Origin of the sequence: Aurantiacibacter atlanticus, from assembly GCF_001077815.2 — a bacterium.
GTDB lineage: Bacteria > Pseudomonadota > Alphaproteobacteria > Sphingomonadales > Sphingomonadaceae > Alteraurantiacibacter > Alteraurantiacibacter atlanticus.
Genome location: NZ_CP011310.1, coordinates 1,149,373 through 1,167,848, shown reverse-complemented (window position 1 = coordinate 1,167,848; position 18,476 = coordinate 1,149,373). Strand labels below are relative to the sequence as shown.

Below are 18,476 nucleotides of genomic sequence, written 5' to 3'. Positions count from 1 at the left end.
TAGACGAGCAGAGCATCCGGCAGTATCTTATATATCCTCTATCAATCGGCAATGGCGGCACGCCCTTCACAGGGGCAGGAGGAGGAACGACGTGCCGCCGTGCCGAGGCGAAGGGGTTGGAAACTTCGCCGCGGCAACGAGTTTGGCGGCTTTGGCGCATTGAACCGGTCAATTTATACCGCCATTTCGACCCGTAGGGCTTGTATATCCAAAAAGACGTGCTGGAGCACAGTCCATTACAGTGCGGCCCCAAATTTGGGTTTTGCCCGGAACAAAGCGATCGCATTCCCGAGGCACGCCATACCGGCTTGATCATTGCTCGAATTCGCCGCTCGCGGCGGAGCCGGTTTTACTCTTGCAGGACAACGGGCGTATCAGCCAGCACGGCTCGAAAGGCCCTTCGCGCACGGTGCAAGCGCACCGCAAGATTGTTCTGCGAAATGCCAAGCGCGTTGGCGACAGTCGAGGGTTCCTCACGAGAGAGGTCCATACGGCGGATGATTTGCGCATAGCTGGGACGCAGCCGCGGGAGGACACCTTCGATCACTTCCGTCTCATCATCGGCCAAGGTACCGCCAATTATGTCATCCTCCGCAGGGGGCGACTGCTCGGAGCTCACTATCCGTCTTCGCAACCTTGCAGCCTGTCGGAAATGGTCGAGCAACGTGGTTTCAAAAAGGCGGCGCAGCCAACCATGAACGGCGTCGGCACTGCGCAATTGGTGCGCACGCTCCAGGGCTTTAACGCAAAAGGCATGGAGCACGTCATCGGCGTCGGTGCGATTGCCAAGCCGTTTGAGTGCGATCCGCTGAAAGATTGAGTAGTCGGCTACAAGCACGTGTTCGACGATTGCCCTGTTATTGGGTGGTCGGTTTCGAGTGTCAGGAGGCCCCTCGTCGTCGATGAGCAACGCGCTTGTTTCGTCACCGCGTGAAGAGAGCATTGTTCTTCCCCTACCTAAGTTCCACCTACAGGGAATACGTTCGGAGAGAGGCGACCCCTCAAAAAGCCTCGGAAAAATTGTGATGGTGTCGGCCCTCGATGCGCGCATGGCATGGCGCGACGCGTCAATTTGAGAATCTCCCGGAGCGCTGCGCGCACCTGAGATCCCCGGTGACAGCGGGCAAGAGATGCCGATCGGAAGCGATATCTGTAAGGCTTCCTCCGCCGCTCCGTCTCTAGAATGACCCAGCTGAAACCAGTCTTCCCCAACTGGGGAATTCCCGAAAAGAGGCGCAGTCATTGTTTGTTCGCAATACGATCTTCAGGGCCGCCTTCGCGCTCTGGACGCTACTATTCGCGCCGTTGATCCCGCTCCTGTGGGTGGCTGGAACGCCTGCTGCCCTGATCAGACCGCTCACCCGTTTGTGGGCGCGAGGTGTTCTTGCACTTTCATCGCTGCTGGGTGGAATTCGCTATACAGTGCGAGGCCGAGCCAATGTGCCTCATGGGCCAGTTCTGATCATTGCCAATCACCAATCGGCCTGGGAGACAATTGCGGCGCTCGTGCTCTTTCCCGACGTCGCGATCGTGACCAAGCAGGAACTGTTGGCCACACCGGTCATCGGATGGTTCCTGAGCCATTCCCCTATGATACCTATCGACCGTACGCGCTCGACCAGCGCGATGCGAAAAATGCTCGCTGATTGCCGCAGGGAAGTGGCTGCTGGACGCTCCGTCCTGATTTTCCCGGAAGGTACACGCAGGCCGCCCGCAAGTGTCGTTGAATTCAAGCGCGGGGTTGAGCTTCTTTATCGGAGCCTTCAGATCCCCGCGCTAGTCGTAGCCCACAATGCGGGCTGCCTGTGGCACGAAAATATGACCCTTTCTCCAGGTGTGATCACCGTCTCGATCCTCCCCCCAATAGCCAGCATGTCCGATCCAGCCGGGTTCATAAAGGACGCGCAAGATGCGCTAAACAAAGAAGTCATCGCACTTGCTCCGCGGTGACTCAGCGTTGCAACTCACTGGTAGAGATTGCCTTCGGAAGCGGGTGGGTCGCTTAAATGTGCCGCTGATTATCCGGCAACGCACACCTGCGCATGCGTTGGCAATGCCCAGTGTGATTGCAGCCTGCCGCTCAAAATGCCTGTAAGTTATTATTCGTTCCCGCGTCTCTTGAACGAAAACTCACATTGCTGTTGAAGCACAGCATGATGCAGCTGCGACCGCTTCACCAAGCGCCAAGCGGCGTTTGCTTTGGAGCTGTTAGCAGGAGAGGATCGTGGGCCGTTCACCCACTAGCCAAAATCAGCTGAAACGGCAGTTTTCTCGCAGGTCATTGTTCTTTGCAGGACTACAGCTTGGCACAGCCGGCTTGCTCGCGGGGCGTCTCGCCTGGCTGACCATTGCGGAAAACGAAAAATGGCAGCTTCTGTCGGAAAGCAATCGGCTGCAGCTGAGTTTGATCCCCCCTCGACGCGGTCTGATCCTCGACAGACGGGGCCAACTGCTTGCCACGAACAAATCCCAATTCACGGTCGATCTCATTCCGGATCGACTGCAAGATGCCAGTTCGGTCATGGCGAAACTTGCGGCGATACTCGAGCTTGACACTGAGGACCTGGAGCGACTTCGGAGCGACCTGAATTTGGCCAGGGGCCATCAACCGGTCCGCGTCGCAAGCGGCATCGCGTGGGAAGATTACGCTGCCATCAGTGTGCATTTGCCCGAGCTTAAAGGGGTCGCACTGTCCCGGGCCTTCGTTCGTGATTATCCTTTGGGTGCTGCGGGGTCTCATCTTCTGGGTTATGTCGGCGCGCCAAGCCGCGAGGAATACGAAGAGACGGGTGACCAATTCCTGATGGTTCCCGGCGTTCAAATCGGCAAGGATATGCTCGAGAAGACGTTGGAGAACCGCCTGGCGGGAAAACCAGGCGCGCGCCGGGTGGAAGTGACCGCCCGAGGAAAAGTGATACGCGAACTTGACATCCGGCCCGACGAAATTGGGGAGACGGTCACGCTTACTGTGGACCGTGACCTCCAGACCTACGCCGCGCGGCGTCTGGGTCCACAGTCAGGATCGGTGGTGGCGCTTGATCTCGAGACCGGCGGTATTCTCGCGATGGCGTCGATGCCCGCTTATGACCCCAACAGCTTTTCGGACGGCATCAGCCAATCGGAATGGGATATGCTCTCCCAGGACGAGCGCGTTCCGCTCAGGAACAAGTCGCTGCAAGGTCTGTATCCGCCGGGGTCGACCATCAAGCCGATTACAGCGCTCGCCCTTCTGGAAGAAGGTGTCGCCCCTCAAGAAACGGTCGTATGCACGGGACGAGTGCGAATTGGCGGAGGCACCTTTCATTGCTGGCGCCGGAGCGGTCATGGCGTGGTGGATATGAACCGCGCGATTGCCGAAAGCTGCGATATCTACTTTTACCTGATGGGTGTGCGGATCGGCATGCAACCGATCGCCGATATGGCTAGGCGCTTCGGTCTTGGGGCCCGCTATCCTGATCTCCCGGTCCCCTACCAATATTACGGCACGGTGCCCGATCCGGAATGGAAGCAGCGGCGCTACGGAGAGCCATGGCAGGTCTATGACACCGTCAATGCCACTATCGGACAGGGGTATTTGCTTGCAAACCCTCTACAATTGGCCGTCATGACAGCCCGTCTCGCAAGTGGTCGAGCGGTCGCTCCTGAACTGCTGGCGGAGCAAGAAACACAGGCACCATCGCTTCGAATTGACCCCGCACATTTTGCGATCGTGCGTCAGGGGATGAGCGATGTCGTCAATGGCCGGGGGACCGCTACCCGCGCCAGACTTCCCTTGGCCGACATCAAACTTGCCGGCAAGACCGGGACCGCTCAGGTGCGCCGCATCACTATGGCGGAAAGGCGTCGCGGCGTTCGCAGCAACGCCTCGCTCCCCTGGAGACTGCGCGACCATGGATTGTTCATTGGCTATGCGCCGATCGACAGGCCCCGTTACGCTGTGGCAGTTGTCATTGAACATGGTGGAGGGTCTGCGGCAGCCTATCCGATTGCGAGTGATGTTCTTCTCCACCTGTTCGACAAGGAGCTGGCGATGGAGCGTCTGGCGGAACATGAAAAGGATTGGGGCGGCGGGATCGAGGAAAGAATGGCCCGCGAGACGGTCGCCTATGCAGCGCAATAGATACCGACCGGATCTCGTAGATCGCTCGCCCCGACATCGGTTCTTGCGTGCCCTATGAGCCTTGTAGCTTCACCAGGTTTTGCGGCGCGCCGGCGGCAAAGGCCTCGATATTGGCAATCGTAGTTTTGACAATACGCGCCACGGCCTCATGCGTGTTGTAGGCCACATGAGGCGTTACGATGACATTTGGGAACCGCAGCAGCACATGGTTTGCAACCAAGGCTTCCAGATTTTCCTTCTCAAGTGGTGGCCCGCGAAAGACTTCCGCCTCTTCCCGGACCAGGGGCTCGTTCGGCAGCACATCGAGACCGGCTGCGCGCAGCTTTCCGCCGGCCAAAGCGCGGACCAGCGCGGGGACGCTTACGATGTTACCGCGCGCCGTATTGATAAGCAGCGCTCCGGGCTTCATCTGTTCGAACTGCGCATCGGAAATAAGATCCTCGGTTTCCGCAGTCGCGGGAAGATGGAGTGTCAGAATGTCGGCTGCCGCAAGGACGTCGCTGAAGGAAAGGTATCGAAACCCCAGATCTGTTGCCGCACGCTCGTCCGGCATCACGTCAAAGGCCACAACTTTCATCCCGAAGCCGCGCGCGATCTCGATTGCCCGGCGACCGATCCGGCCCGTGCCTATGACCCCGAGCGTCTTGCCGCGCAGTTCTATGCCTCTCAGGTCTTCCTGAGCGAAATTACCGCGCCGCGTGCGCTCGACTGCATCCACCAGGTGCCGAGCGGCTGCAAGCATGAGGGCAAAACTGTGTTCGGCAACTGTCACATCGCCATAATCGGGAACATTGGCGATTGCGATGTCATGCGCAGCGCACCATGACAGATCGATATGATCATAGCCGGTCGAACGCGTCGCAATCAATTTCAGCTTGGGCATCTCTGTCAGCACATCCGCGCCGAGCCGCGAGTTGACGAAGGTACTGATCGCTTCCGCATCGCGATGAAGGGCTGCTTCCTTAGGCGTCAGGCGGGCATTTACACAGGTAAGCTCATGCGCCCCGGAAAGCGCCCGGCACGCCTCCGCTTCCCATTCCTCGGCCTCGAAAATGACGACCTTCATGAGCTCGGCCCTACTCCAGCAGGCGCGCGCGTTCTTGCCGCGCGCGCCTCTGCTTCAGCAACCACTTTCATGGTGGAGACAAAACTGTCGGGGTTGAGCGAAATGGAATCGATGCCCTGCTCGACCAGAAAGGCGGCGAATTCGGGATGGTCGCTCGGGGCCTGACCGCAGATGCCGATTTTTATGCCGGCGTCGTGCGCTTTCGCGATAGCTTGCGCAATCGCCCGTTTGACCGCCTCATCGCGTTCGTCGAACTGATCGGCCAGAATGTCGGAATCGCGGTCGATCCCGAGGATGAGCTGCGTCAGGTCGTTCGAACCGATGGAGAAACCATCAAACTTTCTCGCAAACTCTTCGGCGAGGAATACATTCGAAGGTATTTCGCACATCATGTAAATCTGGAGGCCGTTCTCCCCGCGTTTAAGCCCGTTTTCCTCCATCACCTCGAGAACCCGATCGGCCTCTGCCAGAGTCCTGCAGAAAGGCACCATTATAACGACATTGTCGAATCCAATCTCCTCACGCAGACGTTTCAGCGCACGGCATTCGAGCTCGAAGCCGGGCCGGTAGCTTTCGCTGTGATAGCGCGACGCACCGCGCCAACCTATCATCGGATTCTCCTCTTCAGGCTCGAAAGACTCGCCGCCAAGCAGATGGGCATATTCGTTCGACTTGAAATCGCTGAGGCGCACAATCACGGGTTGCGGATGAAAGGGCGCCGCGAGTTTCGCAAGGCCGAGCGACAAGGTGTCGACGAAATATTCAGCCGGATTGTCATAGCCGCGCGTGAGGTCTTCAATCGCCTGCCGAGCGCCTTCATCGCTCACGCGGTGAGGCTCGATCAGCGCCATCGGATGGACTTTTACCAGATTGTTGATGACAAACTCCATGCGCGCAAGGCCAACCCCATGGGCGGGAAGCCGCCACCAGCGCATGGCTGCGGCCGGGCTGGCAATGTTCAGCATGACATCGGTTGTGGTTTCAGGAAGCCCGGCCAGATCGACTTCGGTCGCTTCGTAGTCGAGCGTTCCCTCGTAGACGGCACCCCGATCGCCCTCTGCGCATGAAAGCGTAATCGCCTGGCCATCCTGCAAAACGCGGGTCGCGGTCTGCGTGCCGACAATTGCCGGAACCCCAAGCTCGCGGCTGACGATCGCGGCATGGCTGGTCGTGCCGCCGTGGTCGGTGATGATACCTGCCGCGCGTTTCATGATCGGGACCCAGTCCGGATCGGTCATGCCGGTAACGAGGATGGTGCCATCGCGAAATGCGTCGATCTGCGAGGCGTCGCGGATTGCGCAGACCTCGCCATTGGCGATCGCCTCGCCGACAGCGGCACCTGTGAGAATCGGCTCAGCTTTCCCCTTCAGCCGGTAGCTGACGAGTTTTCCCGCTTCCTTTTGCGTTTGCACGGTTTCCGGCCGGGCCTGGACGATAAAGAGTTCATCGCTCTCGCCATCCTTCGCCCATTCCATATCCATGGCGCGGCCATAATGGTCTTCGATAGTCTTTGCGCAGCGGGCCAGCTCCAGGACTTCGGCGTCCGACAATACGAACGTCTCGCGTTCGCGCCGTGTCGTCCGCTTGGTCAGGGTCCGCACACTTCCTCCTGTTGCGTAGATCATCTTACGCTCCTTGGCGCCCAGACTACGCTCGACAAGCGGGGTCTTACCCTCCTGCCCAAGGAACGGTTTGAAGACACGGTAGGTATCGGGATCGACGGCACCTTGGACGACGGTTTCACCAAGACCCCACGCGGCACTGATCACGACCACGTCGGGAAAGCCCGTTTCCGTATCGACGGAAAACATGACGCCGGAACCCGCCAGATCCGAACGGACCATTTGCTGGACGCCGATCGAGAGCGCAACGTCCATATGATCGAAGCCTTGCGCTTGCCGATAGCTGATCGCGCGGTCGGTGAAGAGCGAAGCGTAGCAGCGCCGGCAGGCGTCAAGCAGCGCCCGCTGACCTGTGACATTGAGAAACGTCTCTTGTTGGCCGGCGAAGCTGGCATCCGGCAAGTCTTCGGCTGTGGCGCTGCTGCGAACGGCGACGCTGAGGGCCTCCTGCCCGTTACGCGCCGAAAGCTTCGTATAGGACTCTATGATTGACGCCTCGAGGTCCGATGGAAATACACCCTCGAGAAAAGCCTGACGGACAGCCGCACCTGTTTCCTGCAGCGAGGCATGTCCGGTATCTAGTGCCTCGAGCCATCGCCTCATTTCGGGTTCGATTCCGTTCGCGGAGACATAGTAGCGATACGCGTCGGCGGTGGTGGCAAAGCCGCCCGGGACCTTGATCCCGCGCCTGGACAGCGCAGCGACCATTTCACCGAGGGAAGCGTTCTTCCCGCCAACGAGGGGAACGTCACCCCGGCCGATATCCTCAAACCAGACAGTATGGGTATTGCTCATCGAAATCTCCGGATCCGTCGTGCATCTTAAGACGAAGGTCATGCGCTGCCACCGCAATGACCGGTGCAATACGCGCGAAACTCTGGTGCGTCCTTGCGTTTTCTCAATATAAGAGACGTGAGGGGAGCCGCCCTATTACAGAGTCTCGCGCGTACGCTTGCGGAAGAGCCAGCGCAGCCCGATGGGCGTGAGGATCGTCGTCACCAGCGCCATAATAACAAGCGCCGAGAAGAGGTTAGCTACAACCGGCAGAGGTCCGGCGAACAGCCCCGCTTCAAAGGCGATGCTCACAATAATAAGTTCAACGGCGCCGCGGCCGCTCATTCCGATGCCGACACCTAACGCCTCCCTGCGGGTGTGGCCGAGGAGTAAGGCCGGCAGACCAGCTCCCAGGATTTTTCCGATTAGTGCGACCACGATGAGCAATAGGACAACGCCAGGAATTACCGCGAGGGCGCTCAAATCCACCCGGAACCCAATCGACAGAAAGAAAAGCGGCGCCAACAGGCCCAGCGTGAGATCGCTCACCGACGCTTTGAGACGTGCGAAGCGCGCTGCTCCGAGGCTTTTGGCGTCGAACAGCAGGCCTGCGACAAAAGCACCGACAATGAAATCCAATCCGAGAAGCTCGGCTAGGCCTGAAAACGCCAGTGCGGTAAGAACAAGTGCGGAAAATTCCGATGCCGGAATCCGCACTGCCGCAATGAGTCTGGCTATTCTTCGCGTGCCCAGCAAGCCAGCGCCAGCCACGACGAGGAAGAAAACGCTCGTTTTGGCAAGGAGCGGCAGCAAAGCCGTAGGGTCCGGGACGGTCCCGACTGCAATCGCGCCCGTCAGAAGTGCGAGAAGGATGAGCCCGGCAATGTCATCGAGGATCGCGGCAGCGACGACAGTTCGGCCCGTCGGTGTGTGCAGCATGCCCAGGTCCATAAACACGCCGACCGCGACCGGGACAGCGGATATGGAGAGGGCCACGCCTACCAGCAGGCTCTGAATGATTTTTGCCGGGTTGTCGGGAATTACCAACCAGGCGAGCGTGACGCCGAGCAGCAGTGGAAGCACTACACCTCCAGTTGCGACGGCGAGCGAGCGCGCGGAATGACGCAGAATTTCGCCAGGAGCGATTTCCAGTCCAGCAAGCAGCAGGAGGAAAAAAATGCCGAATTCCGCGGCCAGATCGAGAAGGGCGCTTTGCGAGAGGTCGGCGAGGAATGCGGCGTCAGTATATGCGGCCGCTAACGCCAGCACCAACCCCGCTACGATCTCGCCAACCAGGGCTGGCTGACCAAGCCGTGTGGCAACCTCCCCCAGCGCTCTCGCTGCAAGTAGTAGGACGACGAGATGGAGGACATGTTCGATCATCCCGGCACGCTCGCAAAGGCGATCGCCAGAAGTCCTACTGTGGACGTATAAGCGAGCATAGGAACGAGCGTGAAACGGATGATCGTTCCCTCGCGCCCGACGAGCCCTACTACGGCCGCAGCGGCCACGACGTTCACGACCGAAACCATATTGCCCGCACTCGCGCCGAGAATCTGCGCTGCCAGGACGATTTCTGGCTGCAAAGAGGCCTGTTCGGCTGCCGTGACCTGAAACAGTGCGAAGGTCATGTTGCTGAAGGTTGCGCTTCCCGACAGAAAGCTCCCCAATGCACCGATGAATGGCGCGAAGATCATCCAGCTGCTGCCAGCCGCATCGGCAGCGAGACTGGCGAGAGACATCGGCATGCTCGGCAACCCCGCCATATTGTCGGAGGAATGCACGAAGACGCGGATCATCGGCACGGCGGCGGCAAGGGTCATCGCGCTCGCGGCGGTGATTTTGACTGTGTCGCGGCCGGCACGAAGTATTTTCTGGTGGTCGAACGGCAACAGGAAGAGGGCCGATATGGCGGCAATGAGAAACATCGTGCCGGGCAGGTAAAGAGGGGCCAGGGCGATGTTTATCGTGGTGCCGAGTACGCGATCCCATCCGAGTGACGCGCTCTGCAATGCGTGTTTAATCGGCAGGAGATCGGTCCGGGTCACGAGCAGGAGGGCAGCAAGAATGAGATAGGGCCCCCAGGCTCGCAGCAGCGAAAGGGGCGATGACCGGGTTATGGCGGGCGGTCCAGGAGCGGCTTTGTCAGAGCGAGGCACAAGCCAGCCACGCTGCGCAGCGGGAATCACGAGCATGATGGCGGCAAGGGCGCCGAGCAGCGTGGGAAGCTCAGGGCCAAGGAGCAAGGCGACGGCGAACGTGGGAACTGTATAGGCAAATCCTGCAAATAGCGCGAAGCGCCAATAGGCCAAGCCGCTTTTCCAGCTGCGTTCCTGGGAAAAAAATCGAGAATAGAGCAGGACAAGTACCCAAGGGATGAAGGAGCCGGCGAGCAGGTCGATCGCAGCGGCCGTGCTGGCGGCACCTTCGATAAGCGTGAACCCACCTGCGGGAGCATTCGACTGGCGCAATCCCTCTTGCAAACCGATCGCGACCGGCGTGCCGATCGCTCCGAATGCCACTGGGCTGCTGTTCGCGACCAACGCGAGCGTCACGGCCCCGATCGGCGAAAATCGAAGCGCAACCAGAAGCGGTGCTGTAATCGCCGCAGGCGTTCCGAAACCGGCGGCGCCTTCGAGAAAGGCACCGAAGGTCCAGCTTATGACCACAAGCTGCACGCGCGGCTCCGGCGATAGTGCAGCGAACCCTGTTCGTATCCGCTCCATCGCCTTGCCTTCGCTCAGGAGCTTTAGAAGAAGGATCGCGCCAAGGATGATCCATAGCACCGATGCCGCAATCGCCAGACCCTCAATGGAAGCGGCGAGGATTGTAACGGGCGGCATTTGCCACAGGAAGAGACCGGCGCCGAGCGTTATGAGGTAACTCAAAGCCATGGCACGCGACGCCGGCAGCCTCAGTCCGACCAGAAGGACGAGCACGCCGAGCAAGGGCGACAGCGCTGCGGCAAATAGGATGAAAGAGATGCGCACCTCCGGCTGACCGTGCACTCTTCCATGTGGTGCACTCTTTATCCGACGGAACGCAGGCCGGTCGATTACGGCTGCGAAGGGCACATTTGATCGATAGGCGTTCGGTTTTGGCGATCACCCCGGTGCGAGAGGGCCGCATTCAGCGTTGCTCTGCGGACGCCGCGCGCGAAGTCCCCTCGACAAAATGCGCAATTAGGTCGCAGCACTTTTCGGGTTCTCTTATGAATGGATGATGGTCAACATTATCGAGAATGCGCAGATCCAGGTTCGGGAAGCGCGCGGCAAGATCCTGTACCGATCTGACCGGAGCCATGAGGTCGCCGCCTCCATGAATGCAGAGCACCTTCGTAGCGCGAACCATCGCCTGCAAATCCGCTGCGGCATCATAGCGATAGACCACTTCCCAGAGCGAGGACGTCGATGATCTCCAGGTATGCTTGACGAGGTCCTCGATTACGTCGCGAGGCATGTCGCGAATGACGTACGGCAACGCCTTTCCCAAGACGCGGCGCGAAATGATGCACGCCAGCATCGTGAGAACAAAGTTGGTGTAGACGAACCCGCCCTTAACTGGCCCTGCGCGCATATATTCATACGCTGCGTCCTGGGAACCGAAGTACGGCAGGCTGATAAGCACTATGTTATCAATCCTCTCAGGATGTCTCGCGGCATAGGCAATGGCGAGCAAGGCGCCGAGCGAATGTCCGACGATCGTTATCGGGCCGAACTTGGCTAAAGCGCTGTCAAGGGCATCTACATGCCGCACGACGTCATACTTCGCCCAAGGCTTCGGCGAGTCGCCAAAACCCAGCAAATCCACCAGAACGATCCTGTAGTAACAGGACAAGGGGCCGATCCGGGTCTCCCAATATCTCGTGGTCCCGCCCAAACCCGCTATGAACACCAAGGTACGCGGGCCGGTGCCTAAAACCTTCGTGTACAGACCATCGCCACGGCGCGACTTGGGAGAAAATCGGAATTTTTGCGTCATTCTTCTGCCGTCTCCTGTGCGCACGATGAGAACAGACGGTCGGGCCTAAAGCGGATTACATAGCAATACAGCATTAAAGCCCGCGCCCATGCGAAATTGCCTGATCAATTCGCCGAATGTCGGAGCGCTGCGCGAGAACTGACCAAACACTCACCGAAAAGGCGCAGGCGTCTTCGCGATTCCCTTACGTGTCGCGCGGCGCGAGACCTGCCTAAGAAAGCCCCATCCTGACCAATGCTTTGGCCTCTCTACCGGCAGGCCTTGCGTAAGCGCGGCGCGACTGCAGCGTCCTTCTTATCTGCCTCACTCTAATAATATGAGAAAATTTGCTCCTATGATTGCAACCCTTACGCTCAATCCCGCTATCGATGGTTCCGCGCAGGCAGAGAAAGTCGTGCCTGTGCACAAAATACGCACGGCCGAAGAGCAATATTACCCCGGCGGCGGCGGCATCAATGTAGCACGGGTAATCAAGGAACTCGGCGGCAGGGCATTCGCCCTTTATCTGGGCGGCGGAGCGACCGGAAGCATATTGCAGGATCTTTTAAGACAAACCGGAGTTCGGGCCGAGCGTTTCGCAATACCCGGCTTAACGCGCATCAGCCATACGATCTACGAGCGGTCCACTGCGCTCGAGTTCCGCTTTGTGCCAGAAGGGCCAGAGGTGACCGAACGCGATTGCGGGGCCCTCCTTCAAGCCTTGCGCACCTTGGATTGCGAGTACCTCGTCGCCAGCGGCAGTATCCCTCGGGGGTTGCGGACGGACATCTACGCGATGATCGGAGCGATCTGCCGCCAACAGGGCATCAAGCTTGTGCTGGACAGTTCAGGCGAAGCCCTGCGGCAGGGGCTCGCCGGCGGCGTACATCTGGCCAAACCGAGCCTCGGCGAACTTGAAACACTGGTTGGCCAGGAATTGCCGTCACCCGAAGCGCAGGAGGCGGCTGCAAGGGAATTGATGTACGAGGATGGGATCGAGTTGCTCGCTCTAACCCGCGGGGCAGGCGGCGCCATGCTCATGACCGGCGAGCGCACGTTCCAGCGCGCGGCGCCGAAGATAAAGGCGAAAAGCGCGGTCGGGTCGGGCGACAGCTTTCTGGCGGCGATGACCCTTCGCCTCGCCGCCGGAGACACGCCCGAGACGGCCTTTCTTTATGGAATGGCGGCCGGTGCCGCCACCGCCCTGACGCCGGGGACGGCGCTGTGCGAGCGCGGCGATGTCGAGCGGCTTTACGCGGAGCTTCAGAGAGACAAGGGAACCGAGGTGTAAGAGCTGCGGCGGCGCACCGTCTGGATTCAATGATACATGGTTCAGCCAAGAGGGAATTCAAATTGGCAACACTTACCCTGGAAGTCGGTGGTCTCTTCGAGGCACTTGATCATCTCGGAGTTGAAAAGCAGCTCATGCGCGAACGCGGTGTAGGCCGCGCTACGGCGAATCCCGCCGGAGGCAGCGTAACTCTGGAATATGACCCCGCGCAGACCGATGCGGCTCGACTGAAGAAATTGATCCAGAGCTGCGGCTTCCGCTGCCGCGGCGGCATCATGCCTGCACATGTTTGCGCGCGCCCTGCGGCCGGCTCAGGGGAGGATGCAAAGGTTCCCGCAAAGGAAAAGAAGATCAAGAGTCACAAACATGGCGCTGCGGCTGTCAGGGATGAGATGGCTCATGAAATGGGGCACGGTGCGGGCAGCGATATGCAGGAAATGGTACGCGACATGCGCAACCGTTTCTGGATTGCGTTCATCTTCACCCTGCCGATCTTCATCTATTCCCCGATGGGTGGTTTCTTCACGCCGCCAGCGCCGCCCTTCGGGATAGATCTCGAACTATGGCTGTTCGGTCTCGCAAGCGCCGCCGTGCTCTACCCGGCATGGCCTTTTGCGGTCGCCGCCTGGCGAGCGCTGCGCAATGGCGTCCTCAACATGGCCGTTCTCGTCGTGCTGTCCGTTGGGACCGGCTACCTTTTCAGCGTCGGGTCGACCTTCTTCTTTCCCGGCGTTCAATTCTACGAGGCGGTGGCCATATTGCTGGTTTTCATCCTGCTCGGCCATTGGTTGGAAATGCGCGCCCGCGCGGGCGCGTCGGCGGCCATCCGCGCCTTGCTGGACCTCGCCCCGCCAATGGCGGTGGTGCTGCGCGACGGGGTAGAGCAGGAAGTCCCAACGGCCAACGTGCTTCAGGGCGACATCGTCATTATCCGGCCCGGCAACAAAATCCCCGTAGACGGTGAAATTGTCGAAGGCAGCTCGGAGGTCGATGAATCGATGCTGACCGGAGAATCCATGCCAGTTGGCAAAAGCCCGGGCGATGAAGTCATCGGTGCAACCATCAACAAGAGCGGCAGTTTCCGCTACCGCGCGACCAAGGTGGGGGCGGACACGGCGCTCGCACAGATTGTCAAGCTGGTGCAGGAAGCGCAGAATTCCAAGGCTCCGGCACAATTGCTGGCCGACCGGGCATCGCAATGGCTCGTGCTGATCGCGATCGTTATCGGTTTGGCGACTTTTGCTGTCTGGTTCTGGTGGATTGGTGCGACGCTGCTTTTTGCCGTGACACTCACGATCACGGTCTTTGTCATCGCCTGTCCCGATGCACTTGGCCTTGCCACACCCATGGCTGTGATGGTCGGGACAGGACTGGGCGCTTCGCATGGAACGCTCTTCAAGAATGCTGCAGCGCTTGAGGATGCGACCAAGCTGGATATCATCATTTTCGACAAGACCGGCACGCTGACGATGGGCGAGCCGCGCGTTGTCGACATCGTGGCTTCGACCGGGCGCATGCCCGAACAGGTACTCATGCTAGCGGCCGCAGTCGAACACGGATCCGAGCATCCGCTCGCCCTTGCCATTCTCGACAAGGCAGATGCGCTCAAGGTTCCCGAGGCGAAGAACTTCCTCAACCTTGACGGTAAGGGAGCCCGGGCAGAGGTGAATGGAGTCGCCGTTTTTCTCGGGAACCGCCGGTTGATGGACGAAGAGTCCATTTCCATGGATGATCTGGAAGACAGGGCCGAGGAACTCAAAGGCGCTGGCCGGACCGTGGTCCACGTCGCTCACAAGGGGGTTCTCATCGGCTTGATCGCAATCGCCGATGCTCCGCGTCCCACGGCGCTCGCCGCTATCAGCAAATTGCATGAGAAAGGCATCGACGTCGCGATGCTCACCGGTGACAATGAAGGAACCGCTCGCCGCGTTGCCGAAGAGCTCGGTATCGATATCGTACTCGCCGATGTTCTGCCCGGGCAAAAGGCGGAAAAGGTGAAGGAGCTCCAGGCACAGGGCAAAAGGGTTGGCATGGTTGGTGATGGGATCAACGATGCTCCTGCCTTGACGCAGGCCGATGTAGGCTTTGCAATTGGCGCGGGCACCGATGTAGCGATGGAAAGCGCCGACGTCGTCCTCATGCGCAGCGATCCCTATGATGTCGTCGGAGCGGTCGAACTTTCTCGCGCCACGCTCAGGAAGATGCACCAGAACCTGTTCTGGGCGGTGGCCTATAATGTCATCGCCTTTCCGGCTGCCGCCGGGGTGTTTTATCCGTTCATCATCAGCCCGGCGGTTGCCGCGCTGGCAATGTCTGGAAGCTCGGTGCTCGTGGCGGTCAATGCCCTGCTATTGAAACGCGCGCGGCTCGACGGGTTCTTGCCTGAAAGCCGGTCGCCATCGGCTTCCCCGCAGTTGGTCCCGGAGCAGGCTACGGGTTGAGGGGCAGGGTTTGGATAGCCCGGGGCGCAAGCCCAAAGCGACATGCTTCTGGTGACCTCGGGGCCTGTCTTATTCGATGGGCAAAGCGCGGGCCAGAAGCTCGGCTATATCGATTGCAGCGCTGCTCGCACCATATTGAAATGCCCGATTCTCGGGATCCAGGCGCGCTTCGCAAAAACCGGAAAAGACCGCCGAGTGCGCATGACTGAGACAGGCGGCCTGAAGAGCGAGCGCAGCAGCTTCGACGAAGCGGCGCACGCTGGACTCGGTCAGTGCGGTCTCAGCAAGATCAGCATCAAGGTGCCCTGCCGCAGCATCAAGCAGCGGGTGCGCACCGGCGACCTGATTGAGTTCCGCACGGAACAAGTCCCATGCTTCAGGTTCGCGGGTGAGAGCGCGAAGCACGTCGAGCGCAATAACATTGCCCGAACCTTCCCAGATCGCGTTGAGGGGGCTCTGGCGGAACAACCGGGGCATGGGGCCTTCTTCTACAAAACCCGCTCCTCCCAGGCATTCGAGCGCCTCATAGACGAAGCCGGGTTGCCGCTTGCACACCCAATATTTTGCAATGGGTGTCGCGAGCCGGGCAAAGGTAGCCTCATCTTCCTTACCACTTCGGGCGGCATCAAAAGCCGCAGCGACACGCATCATCACTGCGGTTGCCGCCTCGGATTCGAGCGCGAGGTCGGCAAGCACACCGCGCATCGCCGGTTGATCGCTAAGAAACCGCTGAAAGGCGCTGCGATGACGCGTATGCCAAATAGCCTGCACCAGCGCTGCGCGCATGCCGCCCGCAGAACCCGCGATACAGTCGAGACGGGTCCCCTGCACCATGTCGATAATGGTCCTGATGCCGCGGCCCTCCTCGCCGATGCGCCGCGCCCAGGCGCCATGGTACTCGATCTCGGACGAGGCGTTCGAGCGATCTCCGAGCTTGTCTTTGAGCCGCATGATGTGCAGCGCATTGCGCGAGCCGTCCGGTCGCCAGCGCGGCACGAGGAAGCAGGTCAGCCCGGCCTCTGCATATGCGAGCGTGAGGAAGGCGTCCGACATCGGCGCCGAGCAAAACCACTTGTGGCCGGTCAGCTCGTACTCTCCGTTGCCGAGAGGATGCGCGCGGGTCGTATTCGCACGCACGTCGCTCCCTCCCTGCTTTTCCGTCATCGCCATGCCCATCGTCGCTCCGGATTTTTCGTGAGCGGGGATGAAACGTTGATCGTAGCGACCGCTGGCAACGCGCGGTTCCCATTCGGCGGATACACCTGGCTCGGCGCGCAGGACCGGGACCACGGCATAGGTCATGGACATCGGACACACTGTCCCCGCATCGGCCTGCGTCATCAGATAGAGCAGTGCGGCATGGAGCGGATGACCGGCATCTTCGGTGGTCCAGGCGGCGGAAGACACCCCGCCCTCGATGCCGAGGCGCATGAGGTCGTGATAGGCGGGGTGAAACTCCACCTCGTCAAGCCGATGGCCGTAGCGATCGAAGGATTTGAGTCTTGGCGGGTTCTCATTGGCAAGCCTCCCCCACTCGATCGTCTCGGCACTGCCCACCTTCTTGCCGAACGTAGAGAGACGGTCGCTATGCACTCCGCCGCCCGCTCGCACAAGCGCGGCTTTCAATGGCAAATCCCGGTCAAACGCATCGAAATCGGCCAATGGAGGAGGTTGGTTGAACACCTCGTGGGACGCAAGCTGGTCACAGGGGCGGATAGGCGGCATAGCTGTTTGTCGCCCACACAAAGGAAAACTGCAACTGTTCGCTTCGGCAATATGCATCATCAGCGCCGATCAGGAGGGGCCTATCAAACCGCCATCACGTAATACGCGTTCGGCATGCAAGGGGACGCTTGAAGGCAGCGAGAGCGCCGGGCGGATAAATGCGGAGTGCCTGTGCATCACTCTGGACCGGGCAAAGCTGACGGAGATGCTCGATGTGACAGTCGGCCAGGTCGGATTCGGGGAAGAACTTCTGAATGCGCAGCCCCATCTGTTCGCCAACTCTCCGGTGTTTGTCGATCAGAAGACGTTGACCGCAATGATGGAGGTTGTGGCAGCAATCGAGAAGGTTTCCCGATCCCCTCAATTCCGTTCGGCAGTGATGAGCTGGGCGCCGACCATTGCAGAACCGGACTTCGGCCCCCGGGGTGCCTTTATGGGATATGACTTTCACCTCACCGCCGACGGCCCACGGCTTATTGAAATCAACACGAATGCCGGCGGCGCCTTCCTCAACGCCGTCCTGTCGGAAGCCCAGGCGCAATGCTGCCAGACATTCCACCCCGCCCTTGTCGCAGACGATAAAGGCGAGGCGTTCCGCAAGAGGATCGTCGCGATGTTCGAGGACGAATGGCAAGCCAAGGGCCGGGAAGGCCAACTGAAGTCCATCGCGATCATCGACGAAGAACCCGAAGCGCAGCCGCTCTATCCGGAATTCCTCGCCGCGCGGTCCCTTCTTGAAAGATCTGGCTTTGACGCAATTATCGCAGGACCTGAACAACTTGCTGTGACACCCACTGGGCTGTTTTGCGGCAAGCGCAAGATCGACCTCGTCTATAACCGTCTCGTCGATTTTTCCCTCGAACGAGCAGAGAGTGCGACCTTGCGCGAAGCCTATCTGGCCAACAAAGTGGTTCTTACCCCAAACCCGCACATCCATGCTCTGTTTGCCGACAAACGCAATTTCTGCCTATTATCCGATGCAGATTGGCTCGCGAGGTCGGAGCTGAAGAGTAGTGAAATCGACACGCTGCTCGCAGCTATACCTAAGACGCGGCGAGTGGATGCGGGCAATGCCGAACGCTTCTGGGCCGAACGACGCAAGTGGTTCTTCAAGCCCTCACGCGGCCATGGTAGCAAAGGTGTCTATCGCGGTGCGAAGCTGACAAAGAAGGTTTGGGAGCAAATCGTCGCGGGCGATTATGTCGCTCAACTTTTTACTCCGCCGAGCGTTCGGAAAGTGCGCCTGGATGGAGAGGTGGTCGATCTCAAGGTCGATGTGAGGCTATACACTTACGCCGGGCAGATCCTGATGACTGCAGCGCGTCTCTATCAGGGTCAAGCGACCAATATGCGAACTCCCGGAGGTGGGTTTGCGCCGGTTCTTTCACTCGGCGATGCCGACATTGGGGCAGATGAGTCTGCCGCTAGCTCCAAACTGTAATCCTCTGCCCGAAGTCCCGTCTTTTCATTGGGCTTG

Annotated in this window: 12 protein-coding genes; 5 read left to right on the top strand and 7 right to left on the bottom strand. The window is 59.7% G+C overall.

The features are described 5' to 3' along the window. Positions 1-349: 349 nt before the first annotated feature. A complete protein-coding gene (locus CP97_RS15890) occupies positions 350-943 on the bottom strand; it encodes an RNA polymerase sigma factor (protein ID WP_161485443.1) in 594 nt (197 codons plus the stop codon). A gap of 299 nt (positions 944-1,242) precedes the next feature. On the opposite strand from CP97_RS15890, the gene CP97_RS05650 reads away from it, so the two are divergent. Both CP97_RS05650 and mrdA read left to right on the top strand, forming a co-directional pair. After that, positions 1,243-1,950 (top strand): lysophospholipid acyltransferase family protein, encoded by a 708-nt coding sequence (locus tag CP97_RS05650; RefSeq protein ID WP_063612369.1) that lies wholly within the window; start codon positions 1,243-1,245, stop codon positions 1,948-1,950. Between the two features lie 274 nt (positions 1,951-2,224). Further along, positions 2,225-4,120: a penicillin-binding protein 2 gene (gene mrdA, locus CP97_RS05645; protein ID WP_161485442.1), complete on the top strand. Its 1,896-nt coding sequence runs from the start codon at positions 2,225-2,227 to the stop codon at positions 4,118-4,120. A 52-nt stretch (positions 4,121-4,172) separates the two neighbouring features. Here mrdA and CP97_RS05640 read toward each other — a convergent pair whose 3' ends face one another. The 5 genes from CP97_RS05640 to CP97_RS05620 all read right to left on the bottom strand — a co-directional run bounded on the left by CP97_RS05640 (position 4,173) and on the right by CP97_RS05620 (position 11,563). Then, positions 4,173-5,186 (bottom strand): hydroxyacid dehydrogenase, encoded by a 1,014-nt coding sequence (locus CP97_RS05640; protein ID WP_048885139.1) that lies wholly within the window; start codon positions 5,184-5,186, stop codon positions 4,173-4,175. After that, a complete protein-coding gene (gene ppsA, locus CP97_RS05635; protein WP_048885138.1) occupies positions 5,183-7,603 on the bottom strand; it encodes a phosphoenolpyruvate synthase in 2,421 nt (806 codons plus the stop codon). Before ppsA ends, CP97_RS05640 begins: the two co-directional genes overlap by 4 nt. A 135-nt stretch (positions 7,604-7,738) precedes the next feature. Beyond that, complete coding sequence (locus CP97_RS05630; RefSeq protein ID WP_048885137.1) at positions 7,739-8,965, bottom strand: cation:proton antiporter; 1,227 nt, start codon at positions 8,963-8,965, stop codon at positions 7,739-7,741. Next, positions 8,962-10,590 carry an L-lactate permease gene (locus CP97_RS05625; protein WP_227819687.1) on the bottom strand — a complete coding sequence of 543 codons (1,629 nt, stop codon included), beginning with the start codon at positions 10,588-10,590 and terminating at the stop codon, positions 8,962-8,964. The genes CP97_RS05630 and CP97_RS05625 overlap by 4 nt, the downstream gene beginning before the upstream one ends. A 121-nt stretch (positions 10,591-10,711) precedes the next feature. After that, positions 10,712-11,563 carry an alpha/beta fold hydrolase gene (locus tag CP97_RS05620; RefSeq protein ID WP_048885135.1) on the bottom strand — a complete coding sequence of 284 codons (852 nt, stop codon included), beginning with the start codon at positions 11,561-11,563 and terminating at the stop codon, positions 10,712-10,714. 334 nt (positions 11,564-11,897) lie between these two features. Here CP97_RS05620 and CP97_RS05615 point away from each other — a divergent pair, with 334 nt between their 5' ends. Together CP97_RS05615 and CP97_RS05610 are read left to right on the top strand one after the other, a co-directional pair. Next, the gene (locus CP97_RS05615; protein WP_227819686.1) at positions 11,898-12,833 is read left to right on the top strand and encodes a 1-phosphofructokinase family hexose kinase; all 936 of its coding nucleotides are present in this window, start codon (positions 11,898-11,900) and stop codon (positions 12,831-12,833) included. A gap of 62 nt (positions 12,834-12,895) precedes the next feature. After that, on the top strand, positions 12,896-15,274 hold the full coding sequence (locus CP97_RS05610) for a heavy metal translocating P-type ATPase (RefSeq protein ID WP_227819685.1): 2,379 nt from the start codon (positions 12,896-12,898) through the stop codon (positions 15,272-15,274). Between the two features lie 69 nt (positions 15,275-15,343). Here CP97_RS05610 and CP97_RS05605 read toward each other — a convergent pair whose 3' ends face one another. After that, positions 15,344-16,957 carry an acyl-CoA dehydrogenase family protein gene (locus CP97_RS05605; protein ID WP_227819684.1) on the bottom strand — a complete coding sequence of 538 codons (1,614 nt, stop codon included), beginning with the start codon at positions 16,955-16,957 and terminating at the stop codon, positions 15,344-15,346. On the opposite strand from CP97_RS05605, the gene CP97_RS05600 reads away from it, so the two are divergent. Beyond that, a complete protein-coding gene (locus tag CP97_RS05600) occupies positions 16,950-18,440 on the top strand; it encodes a hypothetical protein (protein ID WP_227819683.1) in 1,491 nt (496 codons plus the stop codon). The genes CP97_RS05605 and CP97_RS05600 overlap by 8 nt on opposite strands. Positions 18,441-18,476 lie beyond the last annotated feature (36 nt).